Below are 14,918 nucleotides of genomic sequence, written 5' to 3'. Positions count from 1 at the left end.
AAGTGGCTCCGCAATGATCGCCATTGGCCCGATTCAGGAAACTGGATCGGACGGGGAAGTCCGAGCGGATCACACGGATCATCACGGGAACGGTATCGTCGGGAGTCGTTGATTACCGTGGAAGGGAATTACGTGTTCGCCGCCTACGTCACCCTCAACATCCTCGCGTCGCTCTTCACCGCCATCGCCGCCACCACGTACCTCATCAATCATGAGTACCCTCGCGAGCAGATGGAGATGAAGCGGCTACCGCTCTCCTGGATGCCCCGGCTGGGTGCGACGCTGGCGGCGGGTTCCCTCGGTCTACTGGTCGGCTTCGCGGTGCCGCTGATCGGCACGCTCGCCTCCCTCGGCCTCGTGCTGTATTTCATCGGCGCCTTCATCGCCCACGCACGGGTCGGTTCCCGCAAACTCACCGGATGGGCGGTCTTCTTCGTGACCGTCACGGCGACGTTCGTGGTGAATCTGGCCTACCACGGCATCTGGTGATAATCGGCTGCCGGCCCCGCTGAAGCTATCGAATTCCCCCTGATCGCTCGAATCGGGCCACCACGCCCCGAAGGTGATCATCGGGTCCGCGGACGAACAGGCCACGGATCTCGGTGAACGGGTTGCAGAGCGGCGGGATGTCGTCGGTTGAGCACCTCGCCGAGGTACCACCCCGGCACCAGGACGGCGGGCTGCTCGGCCTCCTCGGCGCTGAGCAGGTCATCCCAGCCGGTGAACCGTGCACGCAGCAGCCGCTCCAGCCGGTCCACCGACGTCACGGTGAAGTCCCACGCCTGCCCCGACTGACGCGACCAGGCCGGAAAGGCTCTCCGCTGGGCCGCCAGCCAGGCGTTCAGCCGCGGATTGTCCGCCCAGTCGTCCACGCCGATCTCCCTCCACACGCCTGACCTGCCGGCACAGCCGTCCGTGGTCACCTCCGGCCGCGCTGCCTGCTAGGCACCGCCGACCAGCCGGAACGTGCTGCGCGGGTCGTTGGCACAGAGCTGCTGGACGATGTCGTCGGCCACCGTTGCCGGGTCGCCCGGGGGGACCCCGACGACAGCCAGGTACTCAAGCCACTGACGGTCGTCGCCGACGGCGGGGAGGCGCGGAGAGAAACACGCGACATGGATGCGTTCCCGGTCATTCGGGCGGGCTGCCGCCCAGCCGAATCGGCAGTCCCATCTGGCCAGCAACTCGGGTTCGTCAGTCAGTCGCTCATGCACGATCCGAGCCACGGTCCGTTCGTGCCACTCCCAGGCGCGGTCCGACTCGGCGCGGTGGATCTCGGCATCGTACTGCGTGGCGTCGAACGTGAACGCCGGTATGGCGAGGTCGATGTCATCCGGGTTGCGCCAATCGCGCCAGACGACGTCTCCGCCGTGCCGCTGAATCGTCACGTACAGCGCACCGCAGCAACCCACGGTGCACTCGGCCTCGGCGAGTCGAACCTCGTGCGGCTCGGCGCGGGCGCGCAGCCGACGGGCGGGACCGAGCAGGTATTCGGGCGGCTCGGCGGGTCCTTCGGTGAAGTTCTCCGCGACAATGGGTCGGCCGTCGATAACGACCCTCGTCTGCACGGCACCGGCATACCGCGGATCGGCGGTCGTGACCTCGATCGAGATGCGGCTGTTGACCGTCGAAGGCGGGCACAGTCGGCCGGCGCGTTTGCGTGAGTCCACCCCGGCATCCTGCACCGTCGACCCGCCCCGGCTCGAACCCTTTCCGCAGCCACGGGTGCGCCTCCCGGTGGAACTGTCGTACCCATCGGTGAGGCTTCGGGTCATGGCGACGTTCGTTCTGATCCACGGCGGCGGAGGCAGCGCGTGGGACTGGCACCTCCTGGTCCCCGAGTTGGCCCGCCGGGGCCACGACGTGGTGGTGCCGGAGCTGCCCATCGACGACAGTTCGGCGGGGTTCGCCGAGTTCCGTGACACGGTTGTCGGCGCGGTCGGCGACCGGCGCGACCTTGTCGTCGTCGGCCACTCGTACGGCGCGTTCACCGCGCCGCTGCTCGCCGACAGCCTGTCGGTGCGGCTGATCGTCCTGCTCACGCCGATGGTCCCGAAGCCCGGCGAGAAGCCCGGCGACTGGTGGGACAACACCGGCTATCGCGGCGCGGAAGGGCTCACCGAGGAGCAGCAGTTCTACAACGGCGTGCCGGCCGAGGTCGTGGCGGAGGCGGCGGCGCACGGTCGGGCCCAAATCAGCGCCGAGTGGGACGAGCCGTGGCCGTTGGCCGCCTGGCCGGACGTGCCGACGCGGGTGCTCATCGCCCGTGCGGACCGGTTCTTCCCGGCCGACTTCCAGCGCCGGGTGGCCGCCGACCGGCTCGGAGTCACACCTGACGAGATCGACGGATGTCACGCGGTGGCGCTCAGCCACCCTCGGCAGCTCGCCGAGCGGCTGACCTCCTACCTGGCACGCTGAGTTAGCGGCGTGGCCGGGCAGAAGCTCAGGTGGTCGCGGGGCGATAGTCCCAGCCGTCGGTCGTCGGCAGCAGCCGAGCGGCGCGTCCGGGGTCATCGCCGCTCTCGACATCCTCGTCGACCTCGAAGCCGATGAGGGCGCGCTCGAACGGCACCTCGTCGTACACCCGGATGGCGACGTCGGCCAGCCATCGGTCGAGCGGCGCCCGCCACGCCAGTGACTCGACGCCGCCACGATCATTGAAGGGATACCCGCCGATCCTCCGGTCGATCCGTTCGAGCGCACCGAGCGGCAGATAGAGCTCCACACTGTCGGTGCTGTCGTACCGGTGGGCGTAGCCGCCGCAGACCACCCGGTCGCCCGACGGCAGGGTCACTGTCCCGCGCAGGTGCCCGTCCACCGCCAACGCGTCCGCGCCGGGGGCCACCTCGACCAGGTCGGGCCCCACCCGGCACTCCCGCACGCCGGCCGCCCGCCACAGCGACCGCACGGCGCGGTCGAGGCGGAGGTCGTCGGTCGCGCCCAACTCCAGCAGCAACTCGTAGAAGCCGCCGCACCAGTTCTCCGCGTCGCTCATGTCGTCAGTGGTGGTTGGCCGCACCGGGGCCTCCTCGGCAGTGTGCCCTACCAGGATTATGGCGGCCGGTACGGGTCAAGAGACAGCTGGCGACACCACCATTGGATGCACATACGTGAGTGCGCCGCTACTATGGGTCAGCAATCCACAGAAGGGGTCCTGCCCGCGTGCGATGTTCCGCCAGTGCAACCGTGCCGAGGTCGACGCCGGTGCGATCCGCGTCGCCTGCGACCGGTCGGCTGTCGCGGCTCACCCGGCGCATGGCGCTGATCGCTGTGGCTGTCGGGGCCGGCTTCCTTCTGGCTGCCCTCACGCAGGAGCCGGCCGCCGCCGACGGTGCGCGCGGCGGGCCCGGCCACGAGGCCGATCGGACGATCAACGACCTGACCGAGCCGATCGTGCGACTGACGGTCGGCCGACTCCCGGCCCACCACGACCCGCCCGCGACGGGCGCCGACGACCGCCGTCGCGGCGAGCCCTCCTCCGCTCCGGCCGGCCGTGACGGCGTCGTCCCCACACGCCGCGCCACCCCACCGGCGGAGCCCCGAGAGTCGACGGCCGGCACGCGGGGCCGGGTCCGGGCCGCCGCGCCTGCCACACCGCCTCCGGTGCGGCACGGCGACCAGCGGCGGGCCTCCGGCGCACGCCCCGAGCAGCATCCGGTCCGTGACCTGAGACGGTCGGCCCACCGCCACACCGGCCCGCCGGCCGCCCTGCTGCCCGATCCCCACGTGCTGCGCGACCCCCACGTGCTGCCCGACCCCCACGTGCTGCGCGACACCGCCGGCTGGCCAGTGCTGGACCTGGTCACGGCCCCACTGCCGCACGTCGTGGACATCGTGCCGATCCGACCCGTCGTCCGGACGCTGCTCCGGCTCGTCACCCCCGTCCTGCCGCCTGCGCCCGGCCCGGTGATCGTCCCGCGGTCACCGCCGATGCCCGATCCGCCGACGCCCCTGCCGGTCTCCACGCCCGGAAGCGCTCCGGCGCCACAACAGGCGCCGGTGCCGCCGTCGGCACCGGAGTCGACGTCGGCGCACCCGCACGAGGCGACGGCCGCGCCGCCGTTGTCGTCCGTTCACGATCCGGCGGCCCAACCGGCCTCGACCGGGCACCGCGCCGCACCGCCGACCGCCATCGCCGCCCGGGTCGATGCTCCGCGCCAGCCCGTCGCGCCGGTGGACCAGGACGCCGCCTGCGTCAACGACGGTTCGACGTCCGGACACGGGCTGACCCGGTCCGTCCGTCGGCAGCTCCCACCGGCCGCCGAACAACCCTGTGACCTGGCGCCTCTCGTCCTGAAGAGCAGACCCCTGTCGACGATCGCCCGACCTGGCTGAGGCGGGCCAACGTCCCCGGGTGGCCGCCAGGCCGGCTCCACCCGCTGGCGTGGTCGATCGGTGCCCGCGCCCGCCATCGTGGCGGCGCGGTGACCGATACCCGTCCGTCCGTCGCGCACGACCGGCTCCGGCGAGCCCGTGGTTGATCCGGGTCGCCGCCGTCGTGACGCGCACCCGAGATCGGAGAGACGTGGTGATCCACGTTGTGGTCGCTGAGGACATGGGTTTGCTGCGTGGTGCGCTCTGCGCCGCGCTGTCAGGAGAGGAGGACATGGAGGTGGTCGCCGACGTCGACGGCGTCGGCGAGTTGTTGACTGTGGTCCGGCGGCACCGCCCGCAGGTGGTGGTGCTGGCGCTGACGCCGGAACTGCCCGACCCGGTGGAGATGGTGGCCAGGATTGGCGTCGAGGCGCCGCACGCCGCGGTGTTGGCGATGAGCCCACGCTGGAGTCCGGCCCTGGTGGAGGCGGCGCTGGCCGCCGGAGCGCGCGGTCTGGTCGGCAAGGAGAGTTCGTTGGAGGAGTTGGTACGGGCGATCCGGGCGCTCGCCACCGGCGAACGGGCGATCGACCCGGCCGCCGCGGTGGCGGCGCTGAGTCCGCCGGAGATCCCGCTCACTCCCCGGGAGATGGACGTGCTGCGGATGGCCGCCGAGGGCTCACCCCTGAAGGAGATCGCCTGCCGCCTTTTTCTGGCGCACGGCACGGTGCGCAACCATCTGTCGATGATCCTGCGCAAGACCGGTGCCCGGAACCGGTCGGAAGCGGTCTGGCACGCACGGCGTAACGGCTGGTTGTAGCCGCCGGGCGGCGGGGCGGGCGACCTGTCCCGGCCCGCCGCCCTCGCCGTGCGGACCCGCCGCGCGCGTGTTTGAATTTTGACGTTGAGTGATCGCCGCCGGAGTACGGGAAGGTTCACCGTGATCCGTACGCTGCTTGCCCTGGACGGCGCCCTGGTGTTGGGCGCGCTGTCGTTCGTCCTCGCCGCCGAGGACGACATCCACGTGGTGGCGAAGGTGGACCGTGCCGACGAGGTCCCCGCGGCCGTGCGCGACCAACGCCCCGACGTGGTCGTGGCCGACCTGGATCTCGTCGAGGGGTTCACCCCCGGCGCGTGTCCCGTCCTGGTGTTGGCGCATCCGCATCGCGCCCGAGGGCTGCGCAGACTGCCCTGCGCCAGCCGCATGGTCGGGATGCTGCGCAGCGACACGGCCCCGCAGCGGGTCATCGACGGAATCCGTCGGCTCGCCCGTCGGGAACCGGTGCTCGACGCCGAACTCGTCGTCGCGGCGCTGCGCTCCGACGGACCGTTGACCAGCCGCGAGACGGAGGTCCTGACGTTGACGGCGGCCGGAGCGCCGGTCGCGGAGGTGGCACTGTCGCTCAAGCTCTCCCGGGGCACCGTTCGCAACCATCTCGCCCGCATCACCCGCAAGGTGGGCGCGCGGACCCGGGTGGAGGCGGTACGGATAGCCGGTGAGGCGGGCTGGATCTGAGCGCCGTCGCGTGGCGGGTCGGCGTCGCCTCAGCCCGGCCGCGCCGGCACCGCCCGCTGCGGCGCCGACCTGTCGTCCCAGCAGCCGACGAGCAGCCGGTATGTGGTCGAGCGGCTCAGCAACTCCTGGTGCGTGCCCAGCACCGGATCGTCGCCGTCCATGACCAGCACCCGACGGGCCCGCAGCGCGGAGGTGATCCGGTGCGCGACCACCACGAGGGTGCCCTGTCGCGCGGCGAAGGCATCCTCGACCGTCGCCTCCAATGCCGGGTCCAGGTGGCAGGTCGCCTCGTCGAGGAGCACCAGTGGGGCGGGGGCCAGCCAGGCCCGGGTCGCCGCGATGAGCTGCCGTTCGCCGGCGGAGAGGAGGGCCGGCGTGACCGGCGCGTCCAGGCCGCCCAGCCGGGTTGCCAGCGGACGCGCGCCGAGGACGTCGAGGGCGTTCTGCACGGTGTCGTCGTCCGCTCCCGGCCGGAGATAGCGGAGATTGTCGGCGAGGCGGCCACTGAAGACGTACGCCTCCTGCGGCACCACCACCCGTAGCCGGGCGAGGGCGGCCGGCGACGCGTCGGCGGTTGTCGTGCCGCCCAGGCGTACCGTGCCGGCCTGTGGCGGCACCAGGCCGGCGATCAGCGCGGCCAGTGTGGACTTCCCGACGCCGCTCGGGCCGACCACTGCGAGGTGCTCGCCGTCGGCCAGGGTCATGGAGAAGTTCCGCAGGACGGGTCGGGCGCGCGGACCGTACCCGAAGGTCACCTCCCGGACCTCGACGGCCGGGCAGCGGCCCGGCGGAGCGGTGCCGGGGCGTGCGGTGCCGGGGTCGGGCCGGGACGCGGCGTCGGGCGGCGGGTAGCCACGTAGCAGGTTCTCCAGCGTGACCGCGTAGCGGAGGCCGCCACCACCGAGGCCCTGCACCAGGGTGTGCAGGGCCGGTTGCAGCCCGGTGGAGACGTAGATCAGCGCGCCCAGCACCGCGCCGGCGGTCAGCCCCCGGTCGACCAGCCACGGGGCGGCCGAGAGCAGTACCACCAGCGGCACCCAGCCGCCGATGCCCAGGCTGAGGCTGCGGATCGCCGCCATCCGGGCGAGGGCGCGTTCCGCGGCGGCCTGCGCCGCCACCTGACGGTCCAGTTCCGCGGTGACGCGTTCGCGCGCACCGCAGGCCACCACGTCGCGATGCCCGGCCAGCGTCACCGCCGCCGACCGGCCGAGCCGCTCACCGGCGCGGACGTAGGCGCGCTGGAGCCCGACCATCGCCGGCAGCGCGGCGAGGAACACGGCCAGGCCGACGACGAGCGGCGCGGCGGCCAGCGCGGCCACGACCGGGGCCAGGGCGAGGAGGCCAACCAGCGCCGCCCCGGCGGCGAAGACGAACCCACGGGTGACCATCAACAGTCCGGCGAAGGTGTCCCGCACGACCTCCACCTGGTGGGTCAGCCGGGCGACCGCGGCGCTGTCCGGGCGGCCGCCGGCCCCGGTGGCGTCGCTCAACGCGCCCCGGACCACCTGACCGACCAGCTCGTCCCGGAACGGCTCGACCACGGCGCCGAGTCTCCGGTAGGTCCGTCCGGTGGCCGCGGCGCCGACCAGCACGGCCACCGCGAGGGCAGCCAGCCAGGCCAGGCCGGCGAGCGGGCGTCCAGCCAGAAAGCCCTCGTCGACGGCGCGGGCGACCAGGTAGCCGGAGAGCAGGGCGGGCACCGCCTCGATCGCCGACCACCAGCAGAGCGCCGCAAGGTCACGCCGGCGGGACCGCAACGCCCGCCAGGTCGCCCGCCGTACGCCGGGTCCGGTCACGACGCACCGCCGGCGGGTTGGAAGACGGCCCGGTAGTCCGGGTCCGCCCAGAGCCGCCGGTGTGGCGCCACGCCCCGCAGCAGGCCGCCGTCCAGCCAGGCGACCAGGTCGGCCGCCGCGGCCGTCGCGGTGCGGTGGGTGACCACCAGCCGGGTACGCGCACCGCCCCGCCCGGTCACCGCCCGGGTGATCCGGTGCTCGGTGGCGCTGTCCAGGCTGGACATCGCATCGTCCAGGATGAGCAGTCGCTCGGCCGCGAACGCCCGGGCCAGGCCGAGACGTTGGGCCTCGCCCCCGGAGAACGGCGCGTCCACCACCGGGGTGCGGTACCGCTCGGGCAACCGGTCCACCACCTCGGCGACCGCCGCCATGCGGGCCGCCCGCAGGACCGCCGGGGTGGCCGGCGCGGCCTCGTCGGCGGGCGGCGTCGCCGACTCGACCGGCATCGCCAGCCCGATGGCGTCGTGGACTGTCGCGCCGATCAGCACCGGCCGGTCGAAGGCGTACCCCACGGCCCGGCGCAGGGCCGCCCGGTCGAGGCGGCGCAGCGGCACGCCGTCCAGCAGCACCTCGCCGGCGTCCGGATCGTGCAGCCGTCCGGCCACGGCTGCCAGCGTGGTCTTGCCGGCGCCGGACGCTCCGACGACGGCGACCGTCGCGCCCGCCGGTACGTCCAGGTCGATGCGGTCCAGGATGGGCCGACCGTCGTCGGCGTACACGCTGACGCCGCGCAGCCGCAGCGCGCCGGCACCGGGCGGGAGCGGCTCGTCGCCGTCCGGCGTGACGGGCTGGGCCAGCAGCTCGGCGAGCCGGTGCGCTCCCGCGCGGCTGCGGACCAGGTGGTTCAGCGAGGCGAGCACACCGCCGAGGCCGGCGCCCAGCGCCGCGTACCGGACCGCGGTGACGAGTTGACCGGGTGTGAGCCAACCGGCGGTCAGGGCGTACCCCCCGACGGCGATGACGCTCAGGTTCAGCAGCGGCGCCACGGCCGAGGTGCGCGCGCTCGCCCGAGCGAGCAGTTCCCAACCGCGACGGCCGTGCCGACCCACCTCGGGCAGGGCCGTCAGCACCCGCTCCTGCTCGCGACGGGTGGTGCCGGCGGCGGCGATGGTCCGGGCGCCGGTCAGCGACTCCTGTAGTCGGCCGGCGATGTCGCCGAGCACCCGTTGGTAGCCGGCGGTCACTGTCGAGGCGTCGGTCACGAAGGCGCGCAGGAGCACGGCGAGCAGACCGAGGCCGACGAGGAGGGTGACGCCGAGGACGGGTTCCAGGATGGTGAGGGCGACGACGCTGCCGAGCGGCGGGAGCACCGCCACCACGGCGAGCACCACGGCGTTTCCGGCCTGCCCGGCGTCGGCGGCCTGGCTGACCAGCCGCCCGACGAGGTCACCCACCGGATGGCGGCTGGTGACGCGCAGGTCCACTGCGAACAGGTGGCGCAGCAGGTGGCGGCGCAGTCCGGCGGTGGCCCGCGCGGCGCCGAACCCGCTGGCCAGGTCGGTGAGGGTGTCGACGCTGATGAGGACGATGACCAGACCGAACGCCGATGCCGCCCACCAACCGGAGCCGCCGGTGAGGGCGGCGTCGACGGCGCGGCCGAGGAACGCGGGTAGCAGCAGTTCGGCGGCCGCGCCGAGCAGCGCGACCGCCGCGAGTCCGATGGTCCAGCCGCCGCCCGCCCGGACCGTCCGTCGCAGCAGGCGGTCCCCCGCGTGGAACGTCGGCATCGGTCCTCCCGGTGCGACGCGGATGCCCTGGGTGGGCACGTCTGCCCACCCAGGGACCGCGTTTGCGATGGATCAGTTGCAGGTCGTGACGGAGAGCGAGCTGTCGCCGCAGAGCAGCAGGCTCGCCCGGCTACCGCCACCCGTGCGGTCGGCCGGAGCCATCTCCAGGCCCTGGAGGTCCAGAAGCGCCATGTCGTTCACCTCCCTTCCTTCCGTTCGCCGATCACGTCGCCCCCGCGATCGCGGGGGAGTCTGTGCGCGCCCGGCAGGGGCGCGAGAAAGGGCAGCACCGGCGGCTCGTCGGACCGCGCGCAGGCCAGCGCGTACAGCACGCCGGCGGTGCCGGTGCCGAAGTCCATGGACAGCCGCAGCAACTGCTCACCGGGGAAGGCGATCCCGTCCCGGTACGGCAACGCGTGCCAGTTCAACCGATCCACCTGCGCGGCGAGTTCCCGCCGGTCCGCGTCGTCGGTCGAGGCGGCGAGGTAGGCGATGATGCCGGCGCGTCCGGCGAAGAGACCGGACTGCGCGTAGAACGGTGACCGCGCCGCGCGGCGGATCCCCGCGCTGGCCTCGGCGAACCGGTCGTCGGCGCGGTGGCGCAGGTACTGGTCGAGGACCAGCCCGATGCCGACGCTGCCGTGGGCCAGGTACGGCATGGTCCGCCAACCCTCGTTGACCTCCAGCGCGCCGTCCGGGCGCAGCACACACCGGCGCAGGTCCTGGCGCAGCGCCGTGGCGGCGTGCTCCAGCAGCCCGTCGTCGCCGCTCAGCTCGTACAGCCGCAGCAGCAGCAGCGCCGGTCCGGTCCGACCACGGGTCAGGCCGGCGTACGGGTTGCGTCCGCCACTGATGTCCGGGCCCGGGTCCTCGGCGAGTTGGTCGATCACCCGCTCGGCGACCCGCCACGCGGCGTCGCGCAGCCGTGTCTCGCCGGTCCGCGCGGCCATCTCGGCCAGGTTGAGGGCGACGCCGGACAGTCCGCTGGCCAGGCTGTGGTCGAGCCCGTCCACCGGTTCGCGCAGGCAGATGTCGAGCACGTCCAGCGCGTCCTGCCGGCGTCCGAGGTGTTCGAGCGCGTACGCGACGCCGTGCAGCCCGTCGTAGAAGCCGCAGCGGGTGCCGGACGGGGGCGCTGTCGCGCGCCGTACCAGCCAGTCCTCGTGGTCCGGCCAGCGTCCGGCGCCGCTGCGGTCGAGCGCGTACAGCACTCCCGCCGCCCCGTGGGCGAGGTTGAGGCCGCCGCTGCGGAACTGTTCGATGTCGCCGGGGAAGAGCCGGTCGGTCCGTTCGGGGGTGGCGCTGGCCACTATCGCCGTGGCCAGCCGGTCCCGGGTGGCGGGCCAGTCCCGGGCGTCCAGGATCTCGCCCTGGTCCTCGGGCTCCGGCGTGCCGCCGGTGATCTCCTCGACCGCCGGGGTGAGGAAGGATCTCGGCACCGGGAAGTTCGCGGCGATGATGTCGGCTAGGTGCGCGACCTTGGTCGGGGCGAGCCGCACCAACTGGGTCAGCGGGAGGAACAACGCCAGCCGCAGACACGCCAGGGCGTACCTGTCGACGGCCGGCCCGGTCCGGTCGCGTGGCGCCGCGAAGCCCTGGTTGCGCAGGCCGGGACGCCGGTGGTCGGCGATCGGGGCGGCCACCTCGAAGTCCACCAGGGCGATCCGGTCGTCCGGTCGGACCATGATGTTGAACAGGTGCAGGTCCCCGTAGACCAGGCCGCGCTCGTGGATCGCCGTGACGACGGTCTCCACCTGCTGGTGGATGTGCCGGGCCCAGCGCACGTACGCCGCCCGGTCGTCGTCTGTCGCGTCGGCGTCGATGAGCGGATACCTGTCGACGAGCACCTTGTTCAGTGGTCGGCCCTCGACGAACTCGAGCGCGAGGAACCGGTGCTCGCCGAGGCTGAACTCGTCGTGCACCCTGGGCACCTGCGGCAGGTCGGCGAGTTGCCGCAGGGCCGCCGCCTCGCGGGCCAGCCGGGCGACGGCGTCGGTGCCGTCGGCGTCCAGGCCGGCGTGCGGCCGGGCCTCCTTCAACACCACCTCGACACCGGTACGCAGGTCCCTGCCCACGTACAGGCCACCGCCGTTGGAGAAGTGGATCACCCGCTCGATCCGGTACGGCACCTCGTTGGTGCTGGTGTCGTTGCGGGCGGCCAGGTGCGGGCCGAGGAAGTCCGGCAGGGTGACCCAGGAGGGCACGTGGAAGACCGGCTCACGGCGGTCCGGGACCAGCACCCCGGAGTCGTCCTCGATGGCCGGCACGACCTGACCGTCGGCGGAGTGACAGTAGCGGGCGGCGAAGCCGCCGTAGCGCACGTAGACCGGGCCGTTGCCGTAGCGGAGGTCGCTGAGGACGTACGGCCCGGTCTCACCGGCGAGCAGCTCGTCGAGCTCCTTGCAGGTCAGCTCCAGCTCGGCGTCGTCGCGCGGGTAGACGGTGATGAACTTGCCGCTGGCGGCCCGGGCGGCGTACTTCGAGTTGCGCAGGAGCAACGTGCGCGGCCCGATGAGGAACTTGAAGGACAGGCCGCGCGGGACGCAGTAGTCCCAGACGGCGTCCAGCACGCGCTCCGCGTTCGCCAGGCCCGCCGAGATGTGGATCTTCCAGCCCTGCTGGGGCAGTGAGCCACCGTCCGGGGCGTAGATCAGCCAGTCGTCGAGCGGCTCACGACGCCAGCCGGTCGGCACCTGCCGCTCGGCCGCCGGGAAGACGGGCTGCGCGACGGCGCTGCCGAGCGAGTCGTAGAACAGCCGATCCGCGGCGCAGTAGCTGTCGTAGCGTTCGTCCACCGTCTCGCCGCCTCTCGCACTCGGCCGGCTCGTGTTCCGGCGTTGCATCGAGTCTCATCGACGGGACGCAGTCCGCTCCAGTGCACTTAGTCACGACGTTCGATGCGCGGCGCACAGGCGGCCGTGACATTAGTCAGGCCCGAACGACGTGCCGTCCGGTCAGGGCGGTTGCCCGTTCGACGGAGACCGCGTTGGCGGATCATCGCGGCGGCGCCGCCTGTTGTCGGGAGTCGGGACGCGCACGCCCCGTGACAGCCTGACTTTCACGAACTTCGATGTCCGTTCCCGGTTCGACGGGCAGCCGTCGTACGCCGAGGGCGGTGGTGAAGGAGGCATTCATGCGCGGACGCAGATGGGCGACAGTGGTGGCGGGCGCGGCTCTCGCCCTGGGCGGGCTGGTCGGGGTCGGCGCCACCCCGGCCGCGGCCGACCCGCCCGGCGGCACGCTGCGCGGCGTCTACTACGACGGCCAGTTCTGCAACAGCTACGGCAGCGAGGGCGTCCAGACCGGGCAGTGGAGCTGGTACTACTGCGAGTACCGCCAGTACAACCCCACCGCTCCCGGCTTCTACTTCCTCTGGACCTTCACCTACTAGCCGGTTCCGGACGGGGCCACTCGGCGCCCGGTCGGCACGAGTGGCCCTCGACGCCCCAGCGCCCACACGGTGAGCGCGAATCCGCAGAGCGCCGCGCCGGCCGCCGTGACCGCCGTCCGACCACCAGCGGACCAGAGCGCTGTCGCGGCGGCGGAGCCGATCGCGCCGCCGAGGAAGTTGCCGACGCCCAGTGCCGTGTTGAGTCGGCTGCGAGCCTCGTCCGAGAGGGCGAACAGTCGCGCCCGGTTGAGCAGTGCCTGCGTCTGCAGGGCGACGTCGACCAGGACGATCGCCGTGACGACGAGCACCACGGACCGGCCGGCGAACGCCGCGACGACGAAGGCGCAGAGGGCGACAACCCAGGCCACACCGGTTGCGGGAAGGGACCAGCCGCGGTCGTGCAGACGACCACCGTGCAGCCCGAAGAGGACACCGGCGAGGCCGGCCACCCCGAACAGACCGATCACCGTCACCGGGTATCCGAACGGTGGGCCGCTGAGCAGGAACGTCAGCGCCGTCCAGAACAGTGAGAACGTGGCGAACCCGATGGCGGCGAGGGCCATGGTCCAGCGGGCCGCGCGCTCGCGGAGCAGCACGGCGCCGACCGAGGCGATGAGCCGCGGATAGGGCATACGCGTCCGCGGTGGTAGCTGTGGAATCGCGCGGTGCAGCAGGACGGCGAGCAGCACGGCGACGACCGCCGCGACGACGAAGACCGACCGCCAGCCGCCGGCGCCGGCGACGAGCCCGCTGATGGTACGGGAGGCAAGGATGCCGGTCAGGGTCCCGGACCCGACGAGACCGACGATCCGACCGCGATGGTCGTCGCCGGCCAGGTCCCCGGCGAGGGGGGTGACGAGCTGCCCGGAGATCGTCGTCACGCCGAGCACCACCAGCGCGAGCAGGAGTACGCCGATCGTCGGCGCGACCGCGCACGACAGCAGCGCCACCGCCGAGGCCAGCAGCAGCACCGGGACGAGGCGGCGGCGACCCCGGCCGTCACCGCGAAGAGGAGAATCAGCCGAGGGCTCGGCGTCGCGGACGGCTCGGTGCGCTGTGTTGCCACTGCACCACGCTACGGCGCGGACCAAAGCTGTCGCGCTGCTCGGGCCCTGGTGACGACGTGCTGGCCGTCATCGCGCAGGTCGGCCACCTGGCCGGCAGCACCCGGCGGGCCGAGCGTCGCCGACCAGGTGGCCGCGGTGGAACCTGGTGACCGGCGTCAGCAGCCGAGTCGCTTGGTGGAGAGGGCGATGTCGTCGATCCAGAGGTCGAACTGGCCCGGGGTCGTCCCGCCCTGGTAGAGCTGCCAGCCGATCTTCACCGTGTTGACGGCCGGCAGGACGAACGGCACGTCGTTGCCGCCGTGCTCGGTCGTGGAGGCGGTCAGCTCCGGGTTGGCCACACCGTCGAACCACACCGCGACCCGGTTGTCGGTCGGGTCGAGTTTCCACTCGACGCACTGCCAGGTGTCCTCCGTGACCGGGGCGGACTCCCGCCAGTTGGTCCAGTCACCGGTCGGTCCGCCGTCGGCGCCCACCCCCCAGAAGATCCCCGGGACCGTGGGCGCGTACTGGCCGCCGACCGGGCGGACGACCTCGGAGCTGCCGGTGCCGGTCGCCTCCACCAGCGTGAAGTGCGCCCAGTCCGGGGCGGTGGGGAAGGCGTCGACGCGCAGTCGCATCCGACCGTAGAAACGGTTGCCCGGGGCCGCGAAGTCGTCGACGCGCAGGAAGGCGCGACCGTTGTCGACGGTCCGGACGTGCAACACCTTGTTGCCGCGGTGGGCGCGCTGCACGGTGAGGGTGCCGTTGCGGGTGTCGATGCCCCAGTCCAACGTGCTGGCGCCGCCGACCGGCAGACGTTCGAAGTCTTCGCAGAAGAGCAGGCCACTGGTGCACGAGCGCGGGGCGGCACCCGACGCTCCGGCCGGGACGCTGCCGGCAGTGGTACCGATGATCAGGGCGGCGGCGCACACCGCGACAAGACGGCGCATGGTGATCCTCCAGAACGCGGGAAGGTGTGGTCGGGGCACGTACGGCGGACACCTGCCCGTCGTCGTGCGGCGGGCCCGACGATGCGGCGCGCGCCCGACGATGCGGCGCGTCGCCGGCACTGCGCTGCTCCCGTGCTGGCCGTTGCCAGCGCGGTTGCCCCCGCGCTGCGGCGATGCC

Annotated in this window: 15 protein-coding genes; 6 read left to right on the top strand and 9 right to left on the bottom strand. The window is 72.9% G+C overall.

The window, feature by feature from the left end:
• The first annotated feature begins 132 nt into the window (after positions 1 to 132).
• On the top strand, positions 133 to 489 hold the full coding sequence (locus O7634_RS22480; protein ID WP_278154045.1) for a DoxX family protein: 357 nt from the start codon (positions 133 to 135) through the stop codon (positions 487 to 489).
• A 77-nt stretch (positions 490 to 566) separates the two neighbouring features.
• Here O7634_RS22480 and O7634_RS22475 read toward each other — a convergent pair whose 3' ends face one another.
• Both O7634_RS22475 and O7634_RS22470 read right to left on the bottom strand, forming a co-directional pair.
• A complete protein-coding gene (locus tag O7634_RS22475) occupies positions 567 to 872 on the bottom strand; it encodes a hypothetical protein (protein ID WP_278152098.1) in 306 nt (101 codons plus the stop codon).
• Positions 873 to 941: 69 nt separating this feature from the next.
• Positions 942 to 1,670 (bottom strand): hypothetical protein, encoded by a 729-nt coding sequence (locus tag O7634_RS22470; RefSeq protein WP_278152097.1) that lies wholly within the window; start codon positions 1,668 to 1,670, stop codon positions 942 to 944.
• Positions 1,671 to 1,773: 103 nt separating this feature from the next.
• On the opposite strand from O7634_RS22470, the gene O7634_RS22465 reads away from it, so the two are divergent.
• Complete coding sequence (locus O7634_RS22465) at positions 1,774 to 2,418, top strand: alpha/beta hydrolase (protein ID WP_278152096.1); 645 nt, start codon at positions 1,774 to 1,776, stop codon at positions 2,416 to 2,418.
• Between the two features lie 25 nt (positions 2,419 to 2,443).
• Here the strand turns inward: O7634_RS22465 and O7634_RS22460 are convergent, their stop codons facing one another.
• Positions 2,444 to 2,995 carry a hypothetical protein gene (locus O7634_RS22460; protein WP_278152095.1) on the bottom strand — a complete coding sequence of 184 codons (552 nt, stop codon included), beginning with the start codon at positions 2,993 to 2,995 and terminating at the stop codon, positions 2,444 to 2,446.
• Between the two features lie 260 nt (positions 2,996 to 3,255).
• Between O7634_RS22460 and O7634_RS22455 the strand changes: the two genes are divergently transcribed.
• From O7634_RS22455 to O7634_RS22445, 3 genes are all read left to right on the top strand, one after another.
• Positions 3,256 to 4,335, top strand: coding sequence for a hypothetical protein (locus O7634_RS22455; RefSeq protein ID WP_278152094.1), 1,080 nt, complete (start codon positions 3,256 to 3,258; stop codon positions 4,333 to 4,335).
• 193 nt (positions 4,336 to 4,528) lie between these two features.
• Positions 4,529 to 5,134 carry a response regulator transcription factor gene (locus tag O7634_RS22450; RefSeq protein WP_278152093.1) on the top strand — a complete coding sequence of 202 codons (606 nt, stop codon included), beginning with the start codon at positions 4,529 to 4,531 and terminating at the stop codon, positions 5,132 to 5,134.
• 120 nt (positions 5,135 to 5,254) lie between these two features.
• Positions 5,255 to 5,830: a response regulator transcription factor gene (locus O7634_RS22445; RefSeq protein WP_278152092.1), complete on the top strand. Its 576-nt coding sequence runs from the start codon at positions 5,255 to 5,257 to the stop codon at positions 5,828 to 5,830.
• Between the two features lie 29 nt (positions 5,831 to 5,859).
• Here O7634_RS22445 and O7634_RS22440 read toward each other — a convergent pair whose 3' ends face one another.
• The 4 genes from O7634_RS22440 to lanKC all read right to left on the bottom strand — a co-directional run bounded on the left by O7634_RS22440 (position 5,860) and on the right by lanKC (position 12,148).
• Positions 5,860 to 7,626, bottom strand: coding sequence for an ABC transporter ATP-binding protein (locus O7634_RS22440; RefSeq protein ID WP_278152091.1), 1,767 nt, complete (start codon positions 7,624 to 7,626; stop codon positions 5,860 to 5,862).
• The gene (locus O7634_RS22435; protein WP_278152090.1) at positions 7,623 to 9,353 is read right to left on the bottom strand and encodes an ABC transporter ATP-binding protein; all 1,731 of its coding nucleotides are present in this window, start codon (positions 9,351 to 9,353) and stop codon (positions 7,623 to 7,625) included. The genes O7634_RS22440 and O7634_RS22435 overlap by 4 nt, the downstream gene beginning before the upstream one ends.
• Positions 9,354 to 9,425: 72 nt before the next feature.
• A complete protein-coding gene (locus O7634_RS22430; RefSeq protein WP_013734295.1) occupies positions 9,426 to 9,545 on the bottom strand; it encodes a SapB/AmfS family lanthipeptide in 120 nt (39 codons plus the stop codon).
• 5 nt (positions 9,546 to 9,550) lie between these two features.
• On the bottom strand, positions 9,551 to 12,148 hold the full coding sequence (gene lanKC, locus O7634_RS22425; protein ID WP_278152089.1) for a class III lanthionine synthetase LanKC: 2,598 nt from the start codon (positions 12,146 to 12,148) through the stop codon (positions 9,551 to 9,553).
• 338 nt (positions 12,149 to 12,486) lie between these two features.
• Between lanKC and O7634_RS22420 the strand changes: the two genes are divergently transcribed.
• Positions 12,487 to 12,744 carry a hypothetical protein gene (locus O7634_RS22420; RefSeq protein ID WP_278152088.1) on the top strand — a complete coding sequence of 86 codons (258 nt, stop codon included), beginning with the start codon at positions 12,487 to 12,489 and terminating at the stop codon, positions 12,742 to 12,744.
• Here O7634_RS22420 and O7634_RS22415 read toward each other — a convergent pair.
• On the bottom strand, positions 12,741 to 13,835 hold the full coding sequence (locus O7634_RS22415) for an MFS transporter (protein ID WP_278152087.1): 1,095 nt from the start codon (positions 13,833 to 13,835) through the stop codon (positions 12,741 to 12,743). The two genes, O7634_RS22420 and O7634_RS22415, sit on opposite strands and share 4 nt — an antisense overlap.
• A gap of 131 nt (positions 13,836 to 13,966) precedes the next feature.
• Entirely contained in the window at positions 13,967 to 14,740 is a 774-nt protein-coding gene (locus O7634_RS22410) for a hypothetical protein (protein WP_278152086.1), read from the bottom strand.
• Positions 14,741 to 14,918 lie beyond the last annotated feature (178 nt).

The sequence above is a fragment of the Micromonospora sp. WMMD1120 genome (genome assembly GCF_029626235.1).
Lineage (GTDB): Bacteria > Actinomycetota > Actinomycetes > Mycobacteriales > Micromonosporaceae > Micromonospora.
This window is presented reverse-complemented; position numbering and strand designations above follow the sequence as displayed.